Raw genomic sequence first — 14,686 nt, forward strand, 5'->3', positions numbered from 1 at the left:
GATTAAATTCCGAAACCCCAATTGCGAAAGCAGTTGGGGTTTTGTTTTGCGCGCTAGAAAAGCGTTGTAGAGCTTTTTTCCTTTCCTTCGTCGTCGATATATAGCTCCGCTACAACGTCATGAGGAACTGATTGTCTCGTGACAAACACCATTGCGTACCGTTGAAGAAATCGATGCAAAGCGTCTCTGCATTTTTGGTAAGGTGCAGCTCATTTTCAAAGGGACTTATCTTCATTCGCAGGACGCGGCAACGATCTTTTTCAAAGAGATGCTGTAGAAATGCCTGAAGTGATACCGATCAAGGACCACGAGAAAGAGAATCGCCTGGTCAACAAACGCCTGCTTGCCTGTGCGCTGTTGGTCATTGGCATTACCTGTGCCCTGGTGGGCCGTATGTATTTTTTGCAGGTGGTGCAGTTTGACTATCACTCTACGATCTCCGAAAACAATCGCGTCCACGTCCTGCCTATCACTCCCACCCGTGGGCTGATCTATGACCGCAACGGTGTAGTGCTTGCCGACAACCGCCCCAGCTATAACCTGACGATCACCCGCGAGCGCACCACAGACCTTAAAGGTGAGCTGGACACGATCATCGATTTGCTGCATTTGCCTACCGAAGATCGTGGATTGTTCGACAAGGCTCTCAAGCAGGCACGCCACCCATTTGTTCCTGTGACCTTATTTTACGAACTCACCGAGGAACAGATCGCAGTGCTGGCTGTGAATGAGTTCCGCCTGCCCGGAGTTGATGTAGAACCCCAATTCGTTCGGCATTACCCTCTGGGTCCGCATTTTGCTCATTCGATTGGTTACGTAGGACGGATCAACGAGAAGGAGTCGAAAGTCATCGACTCGGTGGAATACCGTGGCACCCAGTCGATCGGTAAAACTGGGATCGAGCGCTTCTACGAGTCCGAGCTGCATGGTCATGTGGGTTACGAAGAGGTTGAGACGAATGCTCAGGGCCGGGTGCTTCGCGTACTCAAGCACACCGACCCGGTCCCTGGAAAAAATATTGTCCTGAGCCTCGACGTCAAACTTCAGGAAGCAGCAGAGCAAGCCTTGGGGGATCGCCGTGGTTCGGTGGTTGCTCTCGATCCGCAAACCGGTGAAGTGCTGGCCATGGTCAGCAAACCAAGTTTCGATCCGAACCTCTTCGTCACCGGCATCAGTTTCAAGGAATATGCCGCACTGCACGACTCTATCGACCGGCCTCTGTTCAACCGTGTCCTTCGGGGCCTGTATGCGCCTGGCTCGACCATTAAGCCCGAGGTGGCCATTGCCGGCCTCGACAGCGGTGTCGTCACTGCCCAAACCCGCGTGTTCGACCCTGGTTACTACCAGTTACCGGATTTTGACCACAAATACCGCAACTGGAACCATAGTGGCGACGGTTGGGTGGATATGGACACGGCCATCATGCGTTCCAATGACACCTACTTTTACGACTTGGCCCATAAGCTGGGGATCGATCGCCTGCATGACTACCTGGCTGAATTCGGCCTGGGCCAGAAAGTGTCCCTGGATATGTTCGAAGAATCAGCCGGGCTGATGCCATCCCAGGCTTGGAAGCGTGCTACACGACGCCAGCCGTGGTTCCCCGGTGAGACGGTGATCCTCGGCATCGGCCAGGGCTATATGCAAGTCACCCCGTTGCAACTGGCTCAGGCTACCGCTTTGATCGCCAATAAGGGCGTATGGAACCGACCACACTTGGCCAAGACCATCAATGGTGTGCCGCCAGTAGACGAAAACCCCATGCCCAATGTGGTCCTTAAGGACCCGCGCGACTGGGAGCAGGTTAACCATGGTATGCAACTGGTTATGCACGACCCACGCGGCATCGCGCGGGCGGCCGCGCAAGGTGCGCAGTATCGAATCGCTGGCAAGAGTGGTACCGCGCAGGTTGTGGCGATCAAACAGGGTGAGCGCTACAACCGCGAGAAAACGCGGGAGCGTCATCGTGATAACGCTTTGTTTGTCGGCTTTGCCCCGGCCGAGCATCCAAAAATTGTTATTTCGGTCATGATCGAAAACGGCGAGGCCGGAGGCCGTGTGGCAGGGCCTGTGGTGCGGCAGATCATGGATGCTTGGTTACTCGACCAAGAAGGACACCTTAAACCGCAATATGCGACACCTGCTAAAGCGCCTGGAGATCCTCACGTCTGAGTCATGGTTTCCATTCATTCCAGCTCTCTACGCCCTCGTAGACCAGCCATGGTTTAGCCTGGGCGGTCCAGATGTGCGAGGTTGGCCGGACGCCGGGATCATCGTCCAGCGTCGCCACTCGCACAATGACATGGGGCTGGTGTTCTCGCTCTGCGATCAAATGAGAGCCGCAGCGTGAGCAGAAATGCCTGAGCTTGCCCGGCGAAGACTCGAAGGAGACCAGCAGTTCTTCCCCTTGCATCCAGCGAAAGTGCTCACGCATCACCCCGGCGGTGGTGACAAACGGTGCCGCATGCACCTTGCGGCAGCTGTCGCAGTGGCAGTGGCTGACAGGCATGTCCAGGCGGCAAACTTGATAGCGCACCGCTTTACAAAAGCAACTTCCGTTGAGTGGGTCAGTCATAAGGTAGGGTCAGGTCATGGACGGGTCATCATCATTGCTTACAACTCCAGGTTGCGCATTGTTTGATGTCACCTACGGTCAATGGAGGAGGTGACTTATGCACGTATTAGATCGCATCGAGCGAAAAATCCTGCTCAACGCTTCACGTAAAAAAGTCTGGGACGCGCTGACAGATGCCGAGCAATTCGGCCAATGGTTTGGCATTGCTCTCAAGGGCAAGGCCTTTGTCGAGGGGGAGACCGTTGAGGCGCCGATCACTTACCCCGGTTATGAGCATGTGATCTGGAAGGCCAGGATCGAACGCATACTGCCCCAGACCCTGTTCTCGTTCCGTTGGCATCCATTCGCGGTCGACGACACGATCGACTATGACAAGGAAAACCCGACCCTGGTGGAGTTCACTATCGAGGACCATGCGCCCGGTATTCTGCTGCGGGTGGTTGAGTCAGGTTTCAACGAAATTCCCGATGCCCGTCGCCAGAAGGCGTTCAAGATGAATTCCCGAGGCTGGGACGAGCAAATGGGCAACATCGAGAATTTCCTCAAATGATGCCCACTGTGTATTTACTATCGGAAACTGTCTGACAAGGAGAGTGCCATGTCTGGCCAACGTCATTACCTCGGATTCATGCCGCCCTACATTCTCAATCGCCTGATTGATCATGGCTCGGAATGGCAGCGTTCGCGCGCATTGAAAACCCTGACGCACGTCCGTCAGTTTTTGCCCGCGACCGCTCGCCAGTCCCAAGCGTCCGTGGCCGAGGCCCATCAGCCCGGTCAACTGCAGCGCAATATTTACGATGCTCAACACTTGACCGTGCTGCCGGGCGCGCTGGTTCGGGTCGAAGGTCAGCGTGCCAGCGGCGATGTCGCCGTAGATGAGGCGTACGATGCCTTGGGTGCCACCCATGACTTTTTCTGGCAGGTCTATGGTCGAGACTCTATCGACAACCGGGGCTTTGCGTTGGCCGGCACCGTGCACTACGGAGAGGGCTATGAGAATGCGTTCTGGAATGGTGCGCAAATGGTGTTTGGCGACGGCGATGGCGAGGTGTTCCAGCGGTTTACGCGCTCGCTCGACGTGGTGGCGCACGAACTCACCCACGGTGTCATCGAAAGCGAAGCGGGCCTGGTCTATCGCAATCAATCCGGTGCACTCAACGAGTCGATTTCCGATGTGTTCGGTGTGCTTACGCGTCAGTACGTCCTGAAGCAAACTGCAGAGCAGGCCGACTGGCTGATCGGCGCCGACCTGCTGACCGACAAGGTCAAAGGTAAAGGCCTGCGCTCGATGTCCCACCCTGGCACCGCCTATGATGATCCTGTGCTCGGCAAAGACCCGCAGCCTGCGCACATGGACGATTTCATCAATACCCAAGACGACAATGGCGGTGTGCACCTCAACTCCGGTATTCCCAATCGCGCGTTCTACCTGGTCGCCATAGCACTTGGCGGTTCGGCCTGGGAGCGGGCTGGCCAAATCTGGTATGACACCCTCTGCGACAAAAACTTGGACAACGACGCTAACTTTCAGGCCTTTGCTACTCTGACCGTACAACATGCCCACCAACGTTTCGGCACTGAAGCGGCTGATGCTGTGCGTAAAGCCTGGGAGGAGGTTGGCGTCGGTCTAGCAGGAGAATCACCCAATGAAAGAACTTCCGGCCTTGGGTAACGACGCCACCGTGCGCCTGTCCCGTCAGGGCGGCCAGGTGACCACCATGACCCGGCCGCGTGAAATCGAATTTGCTCAGTGCAATGTCGACGAGCGTGAGCAAATCTGCAATGTGCTGAACCGTTGCCTGCCGCAAACGTCGACGGACGTAGGCCGGGGCGATCAGCGCTTCTATCAGATTGAAGTTCGCTATCGCTCGGACAATCGTGATGATCAACTGCGTTTTACGGTACCGGAAGACCAGGCCTCGGAAGAGCTGAAGCGTTTATGGGACAAAGGCCAGGTGTAATACCCGTTCTGCGTGAGTATTACTTTTCGCCCTGAAGCTCGCGCCGCGTAGAATCACCGGCTCAAAGCGATTTCTGAGGTGCGGTACGGTGGATTTACAGCAGGGTTTTGTCCTGACCCGGCATTGGCGCGATACCCCGGCGGGCACGGAGGTCAGCTTCTGGCTGGCCACCGACCAGGGGCCACGGTATATCCGTCTACCTGTGCAGACCTCCGTGGTGTTTATCCCTGAAGCCCATCGCAAGCCGTTGGATTGGCTGCTCAAGGGGGAACGCGATGTCGAGTTGCGCCCGCTGCAGCTGTGTGACTTCCATCACCGCCCCGTCCTCGGTCTGTATACCCGCCAGCATCGCCAGTTGATGGACCTGGAAAAACGCTTGCGTGCCGCGGGCGTTGATGTGTACGAGGGCGACGTACGGCCTCCTGAGCGCTACATGATGGAGCGTTTTATCACTGCGCCCGTGTGGTTCGGTGGTACGCCGCAGGCCACGGGCGTGCTGTCGGACGCCCAGATGAAACCCGCGCCGGACTACCGCCCGCCGCTCAGGCTGGTGTCCCTGGATATCGAGACCACCGCCCAGGGCGACCTGTATTCCATTGCCCTGGAAGGCTGCGGCGAGCGCCAGGTGTATATGCTCGGGCCGCCCAACAGCAGCGGCGCCGTGGACTTCAAGCTCGACTATTGCGACAGCCGCGCTCAGTTGCTCGAACGTCTCAATGCGTGGCTGGCCACTCATGACCCCGACGCCATCATCGGCTGGAACGTGGTGCAGTTCGACCTGCGGGTGCTCCATGAGCACGCCCAGCGCCTCAATGTGCCCTTGCTGCTCGGGCGCGGTGAAGAGGCCATGAGCTGGCGTGAGCATGGCAGTCGCAATCATTACTTCGCGGCAGCGCCGGGGCGTTTGATCATCGACGGCATCGAAGCGCTGCGCTCGGCGACTTGGAGTTTCGAATCCTTCAGTCTGGAACACGTTGCGCAGACCTTGCTGGGCGAAGGCAAGGATATTTCTACGCCGTACCAGCGCATGGACGAAATCAACCGCATGTTCGCCGAGGACAAGCCCGCTCTGGCGCGCTACAACCTCAAGGACTGCGAGCTGGTCACGCGGATTTTCGAGAAGACCGAACTGCTCAAGTTCCTGCTGGAGCGCGCCAGTGTCACCGGGCTACCGGCTGACCGCAGCGGCGGCTCCGTCGCCGCGTTTACCCACCTCTACATGCCGCTGATGCACCGCGCAGGCTTCGTCGCGCCGAACCTGGGCGATAAGCCGCCCCAGGCCAGCCCTGGCGGTTTCGTCATGGACTCACGCCCCGGTCTCTACGAGTCGGTGCTGGTGCTGGATTACAAAAGCCTGTACCCGTCGATCATTCGCAGTTTCCTGATCGACCCCGTGGGCCTGATCGAAGGCCTCAAACACCCCGATGACCGCGAATCGGTGGAAGGTTTTCGCGGTGCTCGGTTTTCCCGCACGCGCCATTGTCTGCCGTCGATTGTCGCGCGCGTGGCCGAAGGGCGTGAAGCGGCCAAGCGCGAACACAACGCACCGCTGTCCCAGGCCCTGAAAATCATCATGAACGCCTTCTACGGCGTGCTCGGCTCCAGCGGCTGTCGGTTCTTCGACACGCGTCTGGCCTCCTCGATCACCCTGCGCGGTCACCAGATCATGCGCCAGACCCGCCAATTGGTTGAGGCCCAGGGCTATGAGGTGATCTACGGCGACACCGACTCCACCTTCGTGTGGCTCGGCCGTGCGCATTCCCAGGAGGATGCCAGCCGCATCGGCCAGGCGCTGGTCACGCATGTCAACGATTGGTGGCGCGAGCACCTGAGCACCGAGTTCGGTTTGCAGAGCGCCCTGGAGTTGCAATACGAAACCCACTTCACGCGCTTTCTGATGCCTACCATTCGCGGCGCGGAGGAGGGCAGCAAGAAGCGCTACGCCGGCCTGGTCGTGCGCAGCGATGGTCAAGAAGAGATGATCTACAAGGGCCTTGAAACCGTGCGCAGTGACTGGTCGCCCCTGGCGCGACAGTTCCAGCAAGAGCTTTACCGCCTCATCTTTGACCGCAAGCCGCACCAAGCGTACATCCGCGATTATGTGCGTCGAACCTTGAGCGGCGAACTCGACGAGTTGCTGGTCTACCGTAAACGCCTGCGCCGTCGCCTGGACGATTACGAACGCAACGTCCCGCCCCATGTGCGAGCGGCGCGTTTGGCAGACGATTACAACGACCGCCTGGGTAGGCCGCGCCAGTACCAGCGTGGCGGCTGGATCAGCTATGTGATCAGCGTCAACGGGCCTGAACCGCTGGAAGTGCGCCAGGCGCCGATTGACTACGATCACTATGTCACCCGCCAATTGCAGCCGGTGGCCGACGCGATTCTGCCATTCGTAAATGATGATTTCAGCACGTTGGTCGGCGGGCAGATGGGGCTGTTCTAAAACACTTGCGATGCACGGTCGGGCGTGTGCACGCTTGGGGCTCATCGCCATTAAGGAGAGGCCATGATGTATACGCTCTACGGCACCGACGAATCCGGCTCATGCATGATCGAAATCGCCTTGCAGCGTTGTGCAGTACCGTGGCGTCGGGTGGACGCCAGCTCCTGGCACGACGGCGAAGGCAGCGAGGCCCTGGCGCGTATCAACCCGCTTAAACAGATCCCGACGCTGGTGATGCCCGATGGTCAGGTACTGACGGAGAGCGCCGCCATCCTGATTCACCTCGGCCTGGCATTCCCCGACGCGCACCTGCTGAGCGGCGACCGCGTGCAGATCATCCGGGGCCTGGTTTATATCGCGGCCAATTGCTACTCGGCGATCGGCATCATCGATTACCCGCAGCGCTGGTTGGGCGAGGCGCCGGAGGCGGTGCAAGCGCAACTGGTCTGTGGCACACGCCGTTATCTGCATCAAGCCTGGGTGGTATTCGCCGAACAGTTTGCCGAGCAGTTGTTTGCCGACAACGGTGAGCCCAATGCTCTGGGCATCATGGCGGCGGCGGTGTCGCGCTGGGACGCGGCGCGGGAGGCGTTGAGCGCCGTGGCGCCAGGCTTTGCGCACACCCTGGCGCGTGTGGATGCCGACCCTGGCGTGGCGCCCGTGTTCGCCCGGCATTGGCCGCAATGGACGGTGTCGTGATGATTCTGCAATCAGGCGAAACAATCCCTGCGGCCCCACTCAACCCCTTGCGTCACGGGAGTCCTGACCTACTCTTTCTCAAAGTGCCGTAGGAATCATCCTTGAATTTGACTGTCGCAGACATGAAACTCAAGAACCCTGCATGAAATTCAAAGGAGGTGCGCATGCTCATCCGGTCGCTGACCCTGGCTACCTTGATGGCGTTTACGGGGCCGCTGTTGGCGGCTGAGGATATCAACCCGCTCAAGCAGGATTTGGGCAAGGCCCGGCCGCTGGTGGTGGTGGAGCTTGATTCCGGCAACGATACGTTGGCCAAACTCAAGAAAGAGCTGGACGAGCCGGCCATCAAGCAGTCCTTTGAAGAACGCAGCATGGTGTTCTACACCGTCAAGTTCGGCAGTATCGGAGCTGAAGGTGAGAAGTTCGCCAAAGACCCGAAAGACAACAAGAAACTCACCCCGCCGGAAACCAACGCATTGATCCGCGCCCTCAAGCTCGGTGCCGGCAGCGGCACCAAAGTGATTCTGGTGGGCAAGGACGGTGAGAAGAAGCTCGAAAAGACCGTGCCGCCGGACACCCTCGACCTCAAGGAATTCTTCAGCACCATCGATCAGATGCCCATGGCGGAAAAAGAAGCCGCGGCGGCTCCTGAGCCCCAACCTGCGGCGCCTGCCCCGGCTCCGGCCAAGGGCGCCAAGCCTGCTAAACCCGGTAGCAAACCCGCGGTGCAACCATTGGATGATTGATGTCGGCAGGAGCGAGCGTGCTCGCTCCAACCGCTATGGCCGCTGTTTGCGCAGCGGAAACGGAAAATAGAAGAACCGCAGGAACGCCACGCGCTTGATCACCTCCCCGATCAACAACGGCGCGATCACCGCCACCCCAAACCCGATACACGCCGCGACGAATTCATGCAGCCCCATGCGCACCAGCAGGTCGACCGTCTTGTGCTGGATCTCGCCATGGAAGATCAGCAGGATCAATGTGGACTGACCGATGTAGGTCATCGCCCGCGTGAGCAGGGGCGACACCATGATCACCTTCGCCAATGCCCAGCACAGGTACACGCCGATCAGCGCCAGCAGGCTGGTCCACAGCCAGTGGTCGTAGCGACGTTGCGCCAGGTCCATGGTGGCGTGGCTGTAGAGGAACACCGCGGCGAACAGCACCACCGACACCAGCAGCGTCAGCCATGAGCCGGCGTGGGTACGCAGCCAGTCGCGCAACAGGTAGCCATACACGAAACAGGCGCTGCTGATCAGCGTGATGTCGAGGCTGAAGGGCAAGCCGGGCAGCACCCACGTGTGCTCGCCGAGCGTCACCGGCAGTTGCCAGAACCACGGCAGCATCCAGATGCCCAGCAGCAGCGGTAAGATCATCGCCGCGCAACTCACCGCCAGCGGTAAACGTTGAATCAGCCGCAGCAGCACCCAACTGAACAGAATCGCCACCCAGAAGTGCGGCAAAAACCACAGCGCCTGCCACGGGATTGTGTCCACCGTGGCATACAGCACGCCGCCGATATCCGGCAGTAACGGTTGGCCGCGCAGCACATCGCGCACGATCACATACACCAGCATGGTAAAGAAAAACGGTTTGAGCAGACCATCGGCCTTGCGCAGCGCCATCTCCACAAACGGCTGTTCCGGCTTGAAAAGCACCCCGGACAGAAAGAAAAACAATGGCAGCACAAACGACGCCAGGATCGGATACAGCAGATCGGGCGAGGTGGCGACGAACCAACTGTGGGCATACACGATCACCAGGATGCCGATGCCTTTGGCGATGTCCATTTGAATCCAGCGATGTTTCACCTCAATGCTCCCATTCGATCAAGCCCAATCTCACGCTTTACGCCACGGCTTGAGCCACAGTCCCATGCCCATCAACACCACGGCGCCGGCCAGTGTGCTTAGCCCCAACTGCAGCCACACGCCCTGCACCGGGAACAGCACCAGGGCCCCCAGGCCCAGTGCCAATGCGCTGAGCAGCCAGTGGCGCATCCACGGTACGGCGCCGAGCAAGCCCTGGCGCTGCATCAGCAGCAGCGCGGTGCAGATCACCCCGGCCAGTGCGGCCAAGGGGATGCCCGCCAGGCCAAACACGAAGGGCAGGGCGCCCAGCAACAGCACATTGACCAGGCTGCCCAGCAGCTCGCAGCGCAGCGGCTGGCGTGTGTCGCCAGCGGCGTAGGCGTAGCGCGCGAGCAAGGCGTTCCAGGCGCCGAACACTAGCGGCACGGCAAACCAAGCCAGCAGCAGCGGCAGTGGCGAATCCATCGTGTGCTTGGGCAGCAGCAGCGTCACCAGGCTCGGCGCAGCGGCCACCAGGCCGACGCCGGCGGGCAGGGTCAGCACGCTGGCGGTCTCAAGGCCGCGCTTGAGCAAGGCCAGGCGCTCATCGCCCTGACGCCGGCTCATCATGCCCAGCAGCACCTGGTTGAGGCTCATCAGTGCAATCAGCGGCAGGTTCATCAGCTTGCGCGCCAGGTTCACCCAGGTCACCGCGCCTTCCCCCAGCAGCGATGCCACCAGGCGTTCGATCAAGGCCAGGCCCTGGCTGGCACCGTTGCTCAGCAACAGCGGGCCGATGCGCTGGCCCAGTTCGCGTAAAGGCGCAAGCCTCAGTTGCCAGCGCCATGGGCGCCAGCCCTGACGCCAAATCGATGGCAACAACGCCAGCGGCATCAACAGGCTGCCGACCAGGCACGCCAAGGCCAACGACTGCGGCTGCGTGGCGCTGCCCGCGAGAGCGAGGTACGCCACCGGCGGCAGGTTGAACAGCAACGACCCCAGGCCCGCCAGCACAAAGCGTTCGTGGGCTTGCAACGGGATACTGAACAAGGCGTGCAGCAGCAACCCCGGCACGCACCAGGCAACGATCTGCAAATTATTGCCGGCCAGGACGGCGGCACTGGCGGCCAGCCCCGGCCCCAGTATTTGCACCAGCCCCGGCGCCAACAGCGTCAGCAGCAGACTGGTCAGTAGTGCAATCAGCAGCAAGGCCGGAAACAACACCGCCAGCCAATCCGCCCGCTCAGCATCCTTGCGCGCCAGGAACAGTGGCAGGGCGGCGGCACTCAGCACGCCCCCGGCCAGGGACATGCGCAGCGCTTCGGGCAGGAACAACGCGATCAGGAACGCATCGCTACGTTCGCCGGCGCCCCACGCCGCCACCAGCAGCCATTCGCGCGCAAACCCCAGGCACAAGCCCAAGAGGGTCGCCACGGTCAGCCATGCGGCGGAGCCGAGCATCAGGAGTGGGCGCCATCAAGCAGCGGCTTGCCGTAAGCCACACGCTTGACCTGCGGCACGCGCGCCGGAAACAGCCGCCGCGCCTCCAGCACATTGATCCCCACCATCAGCCAGAACAGCGCCACCATCACCACCGCAAAACTGAAGTAGTGATCGAACAAGCCGCTGACCAGCGCCGCCAGGATCCCGGCCGTGCTGCCCAGCCACAGGGCATTGTCCTTGGTCAGGCGGATCGGGCCTTTATCCGGGCGCGCTTCACGCCACCAGCGCACGGTCACCGCGACGAACAGCAGCATGCCCACCAGACCGATCTTGTAGATGTAATTGAGCCACAGGTTGGAGATCCCCAGCAGGTGCGAACCGGGCACCGGTGGGTCGGCCTTGAACCCGATACCCAGGGGATACGCCGCCACCGCCTGCGGGAACATGCGGTACTCGTCGAAGCGCACCTCCGTACTGGCATTGCTCGACGAAAAGATGGTTGCCAGGCGATCCTGCAACGGCGGATAGGCCAGCACCAGCGCTACTGTCAGCGCGGCGCCGATCATCAGCAGGCGCCCGGTGTACGGCACTCGCCGCGTGGCCATCCAGATCAAAACCAACGCCAGGCTGACCATCGCCCCACGGCTGCTGGCCAGCAGCAGCGCCGCCGCGCCGAGGCACGCCACGCCCAGGCCGAGGGCGCGTTTCCAGCCTTGTTCGGTCATGCCGAAGCAGAATGCCAGCGGCAACAGCAAGGCCATGATCCCGCCGATGGCATTCGGGTGGGTCCAGGGCGAACCCATACGCGACGACATGGCTTCCAGCCCGAACTTGAGCATGTCGAAGTTGGCGTAGTTGAACATCGCCAGGATCGGCGCAATGCCGGCACCGGAGCGGGTGCGCACGAACACGGCGATGGACAGTAGCAACATCGCCAGGGTGCCCAGCAGCAGTGCGATCACCAGGGCTTCGCGGTGTTTGCGCTGCACCAGCAGTTTGGCGGCGAGAAATACCGCCGACAGGTTTAGCAACCAGCGCAGCCAATTGGCTACGCCACTGGTGTCGGCCTGGATGGTGACCTGGCCGACGATAAACGGAAACACGCTGAACAGCATCAGCCACAGCAGCATCTGGTCGGTCGGCCGCGACGCCAGGCTCGGCGTGGCGGGCAGGCGCGCCAGCAAGCTGTGCCACAGGATCGCGCCCCAGGTCAGGGCCAGGATCGCTTCGCTGACCGTACTGCGGATGCCCAGATTGACGGTGGAGTACGGCATGAACGTCGCCAGCCCCGCAAACAGCAGCAAGCCCCATAACGGGAAGCGCAAAATGGTCACCATGCCCGCGAGGCCAATCACCGCCAGGAATGCCTTGGCCGGTGACAGCAACAAGGCCAGGGCACCAAACAGCAGGCCGAAAAGGATCGCGACGAGGCTTGCCAGATTCACTCTCACTTCAGTTCCTCAATCAGGTCGGCCAAGCGCTGGCGATAGGCCTGGTGATTGAAGCGCTCGGCCCACAGGCGGCGTTGCTCCGCTGAATCCTCAGCGGGCCGTTGGCTCAGGCTGAGCATCAACTGCACCAGCGCCGGGCCGTCGGAGGGGGAGAAACGCGGTGCGGTCGGCGGCGTTATTTCATCCAGCGAGGTACCGTTGGCCACCGCCACCGGCGTGCCGACGCTCAGCGCTTCGATCACCGGCAGGCCGAAGCCCTCGGCGTATGAGGGTTGCCATAGGCGTAAGGCGTGGCGGTACAGCGCATGCAGCTCGCCATCCGACACGCCGCTCAAGGCCCTAATGCCGGGCAGGCTACGCTGGGCCTCGGGCAAATGATCGAGGCTGCCCACCAGCACCAGTTCCGGCACTGCGGGTGATTGGCGTCGCGCCTGCTGCCATGCGTCCACCAAAAATGGCACGTTTTTGCGCAGCTCGCGGGTGCCCACCAGCAACCAATAGCGCGCGGGCAACTGGCGCGCCGTGAGGTCGGCGGCCAGCGCGGAAAACCCGTCGACCTGATTGGGCAGCACGCGGATCTTGCCCGTAGCCTTGGGAAACAGCCGCGCGGTTTCGTCGGCGCTGTACTGCGAGGGGGTCCACACCCGATCGGCGCTATGCACCGCATAGGTGATCGACAGGCGATCGCTGGTCTTGTAGATCAGCGCCTTGAGGCGGTTGGCGTGGTAGTTCTGCAGGGTGATCTGGAACAGGTCATGCAGCAGCACCACGGTACGCAAACCCGGTGGTTTGGGCGGCAGCGGCAGGCCCATATTGAACGTGCTGATATACAGGTCGATGTGCTGCTCGCGTAGCGCCCTCGGCAGAAAACCGGCTTCGAAGCGCAGGCGATTGTGTGGCTGGTGCATGGCGGTTTTTGCGCAGCCCCAGGCCGGGCAGTGGGCCTGCAAGCGCGCTTCGTCGCCCAGGGGCGCCACGGTGAACCGTTCGAGTTCGAGGCCCGGCAGGCTGTACAGTGCGCTTTCCAGCGCATACACCTGGCGGCTGATGCCCGATTGCGGCGATGTGCCAACGGTGCGGTAATCCAGGCCTATACGCATGCGGGTGCCTCGTGCGGGTGCGGCAACAGCGTGGCATAGACACGCTCCAGCTGGCTGGCGGCAACGCTCCAATCATGGGCGCGGCGCACATAGGCGCGGCCGGCGTCGCCCATCGCGGTGGCGGCCTCCGGGTGCTGCAGCAGGCGCACCACCGCATCCGCCAGGCCGGTCGCGCTTTGCCCGCCGAGGTAGTCCAGACCTTCCACCAAATCCAGCCCCGACACACCTTGCTCGGTGCTCGCCAAGGGCAGGCCGGCGGCCAGGGCTTCGAGTACCTTGAGCTTAGAACCGCCACCGTGGCGCAGCGGCGCGAGGAACACCGAACAGCTTGATTGCAGGTGCAGCAGGTCCGGCACAAAGCCTTGCCATTCGATGCGCGAGTCCGGCCAGCGCGCGCGCCAACTGCCAGGCATGCCGAAGCCGCACACGCTCATGCGCGCCTCGGGGCAACGCTCCCAGACCTTGGGCAGAATCTCGTCCAGCGCCCACTCGATGGCATCCACATTCGGCGCGTATTCGTAGTTGCCCAGGAACAACACGCGCTGGGTCGAAGGGTCGGGATGGGCGCCAGCAAAGTGACCGCAGTCCACACCATTGACCACTACCGCCACCGGTTTGCCGGCGATGCCTTCCAGCACCTGGGCATCGCTGGGGGTAACGGCCACCACTTGGGCGGCCTGGCGCATCACCCGCTGCTCCCAACGCTGATAGCGCCATTGGTCGTAGCGGATGAAGGGCAGCGACCAGCGCGGCAGACGGTCGTAGGTCGCGGCGCCGAGGGCCGATTCCACATTGTGTTCGGTCAGCACAAAAGGCTGGGACAGTCGAGCCAACGTCTGCTCGTAGGGCTCAAAGGTATAGGAATGCTCGATCTGCACCACGTCCCACGGCTCTTTCAGCAATTGCTCGAAGCGCTTTTGCAGCGGCCCCGACAAGCCGTTGACGCTGGCCAGCAACGGGTAGGGCGCGAACAATCCGGCCACCAAGGTCTTGAGGCTGCGCAGCGGGCGGCGCGGCAGAATGATCACCTGTTCGAGAAACGTCTCCAGCATTTGGCGGTCGGCGGGCGCCACCGGGTGTTTGTCGTGCAGCAGCAAGGTGATCCGATGCCCGCGCGCGGCCAGGCTGCGCAGCAGGTGGAACTGGCGCGTCTTGCCGCCGCTGGTGGCGGGCCAGGGCGAGTAGGGCAGGATCCATAAAATGCGCATGGCCGTT

The 14,686-nt window shown here is 61.3% G+C and carries 13 protein-coding genes; 7 read left to right on the forward strand and 6 right to left on the reverse strand.

Annotated features, from left to right (window positions below):
* The first annotated feature begins 279 nt into the window (after nucleotides 1-279).
* The gene (gene mrdA / locus QRN41_RS17540) at nucleotides 280-2,172 is read left to right on the forward strand and encodes a penicillin-binding protein 2 (protein ID WP_167417992.1); all 1,893 of its coding nucleotides are present in this window, start codon (nucleotides 280-282) and stop codon (nucleotides 2,170-2,172) included.
* Nucleotide 2,173: 1 nt separating this feature from the next.
* On the opposite strand, the gene QRN41_RS17545 is transcribed toward mrdA, so the two are convergent.
* Complete coding sequence (locus tag QRN41_RS17545) at nucleotides 2,174-2,575, reverse strand: GFA family protein (RefSeq protein ID WP_167417991.1); 402 nt, start codon at nucleotides 2,573-2,575, stop codon at nucleotides 2,174-2,176.
* Nucleotides 2,576-2,672: 97 nt separating this feature from the next.
* On the opposite strand from QRN41_RS17545, the gene QRN41_RS17550 reads away from it, so the two are divergent.
* The 6 genes from QRN41_RS17550 (at nucleotide 2,673) to QRN41_RS17575 (ending at nucleotide 8,430) form a co-directional block, all read left to right on the forward strand.
* Nucleotides 2,673-3,125: an SRPBCC family protein gene (locus QRN41_RS17550; RefSeq protein WP_094066381.1), complete on the forward strand. Its 453-nt coding sequence runs from the start codon at nucleotides 2,673-2,675 to the stop codon at nucleotides 3,123-3,125.
* Nucleotides 3,126-3,173: 48 nt separating this feature from the next.
* On the forward strand, nucleotides 3,174-4,250 hold the full coding sequence (locus QRN41_RS17555) for a M4 family metallopeptidase (protein ID WP_094066380.1): 1,077 nt from the start codon (nucleotides 3,174-3,176) through the stop codon (nucleotides 4,248-4,250).
* Entirely contained in the window at nucleotides 4,225-4,539 is a 315-nt protein-coding gene (locus tag QRN41_RS17560; RefSeq protein WP_034096802.1) for a protealysin inhibitor emfourin, read from the forward strand. The genes QRN41_RS17555 and QRN41_RS17560 overlap by 26 nt, the downstream gene beginning before the upstream one ends.
* 88 nt (nucleotides 4,540-4,627) lie before the next feature.
* The gene (locus QRN41_RS17565; protein WP_167417990.1) at nucleotides 4,628-6,985 is read left to right on the forward strand and encodes a DNA polymerase II; all 2,358 of its coding nucleotides are present in this window, start codon (nucleotides 4,628-4,630) and stop codon (nucleotides 6,983-6,985) included.
* Nucleotides 6,986-7,051: 66 nt separating this feature from the next.
* On the forward strand, nucleotides 7,052-7,684 hold the full coding sequence (locus tag QRN41_RS17570) for a glutathione S-transferase family protein (protein ID WP_167417998.1): 633 nt from the start codon (nucleotides 7,052-7,054) through the stop codon (nucleotides 7,682-7,684).
* A 164-nt stretch (nucleotides 7,685-7,848) separates the two neighbouring features.
* Entirely contained in the window at nucleotides 7,849-8,430 is a 582-nt protein-coding gene (locus QRN41_RS17575) for a DUF4174 domain-containing protein (RefSeq protein ID WP_034137672.1), read from the forward strand.
* Nucleotides 8,431-8,463: 33 nt separating this feature from the next.
* Here QRN41_RS17575 and QRN41_RS17580 read toward each other — a convergent pair whose 3' ends face one another.
* From QRN41_RS17580 to QRN41_RS17600, 5 genes are read right to left on the reverse strand one after another with little or no spacing between them, the layout of a single operon-like run.
* Entirely contained in the window at nucleotides 8,464-9,477 is a 1,014-nt protein-coding gene (locus QRN41_RS17580) for an acyltransferase family protein (RefSeq protein ID WP_173603579.1), read from the reverse strand.
* Nucleotides 9,478-9,528: 51 nt separating this feature from the next.
* On the reverse strand, nucleotides 9,529-10,938 hold the full coding sequence (locus tag QRN41_RS17585) for a lipid II flippase MurJ (RefSeq protein ID WP_167417988.1): 1,410 nt from the start codon (nucleotides 10,936-10,938) through the stop codon (nucleotides 9,529-9,531).
* The gene (locus QRN41_RS17590; protein WP_167417997.1) at nucleotides 10,938-12,365 is read right to left on the reverse strand and encodes an O-antigen ligase family protein; all 1,428 of its coding nucleotides are present in this window, start codon (nucleotides 12,363-12,365) and stop codon (nucleotides 10,938-10,940) included. Before QRN41_RS17590 ends, QRN41_RS17585 begins: the two co-directional genes overlap by 1 nt.
* 2 nt (nucleotides 12,366-12,367) lie before the next feature.
* Nucleotides 12,368-13,471, reverse strand: a complete 1,104-nt coding sequence (locus QRN41_RS17595) for a glycosyltransferase family 4 protein (RefSeq protein WP_167417987.1) — start codon at nucleotides 13,469-13,471, stop codon at nucleotides 12,368-12,370.
* Entirely contained in the window at nucleotides 13,462-14,679 is a 1,218-nt protein-coding gene (locus QRN41_RS17600) for a glycosyltransferase family 4 protein (protein WP_167417986.1), read from the reverse strand. The genes QRN41_RS17595 and QRN41_RS17600 overlap by 10 nt, the downstream gene beginning before the upstream one ends.
* Nucleotides 14,680-14,686: the final 7 nt, after the last annotated feature.

It is taken from the genome of Pseudomonas sp. efr-133-TYG-23, assembly GCF_030209215.1.
In the GTDB taxonomy this organism is placed as follows: Bacteria; Pseudomonadota; Gammaproteobacteria; order Pseudomonadales; family Pseudomonadaceae; genus Aquipseudomonas; species Aquipseudomonas rhodesiae.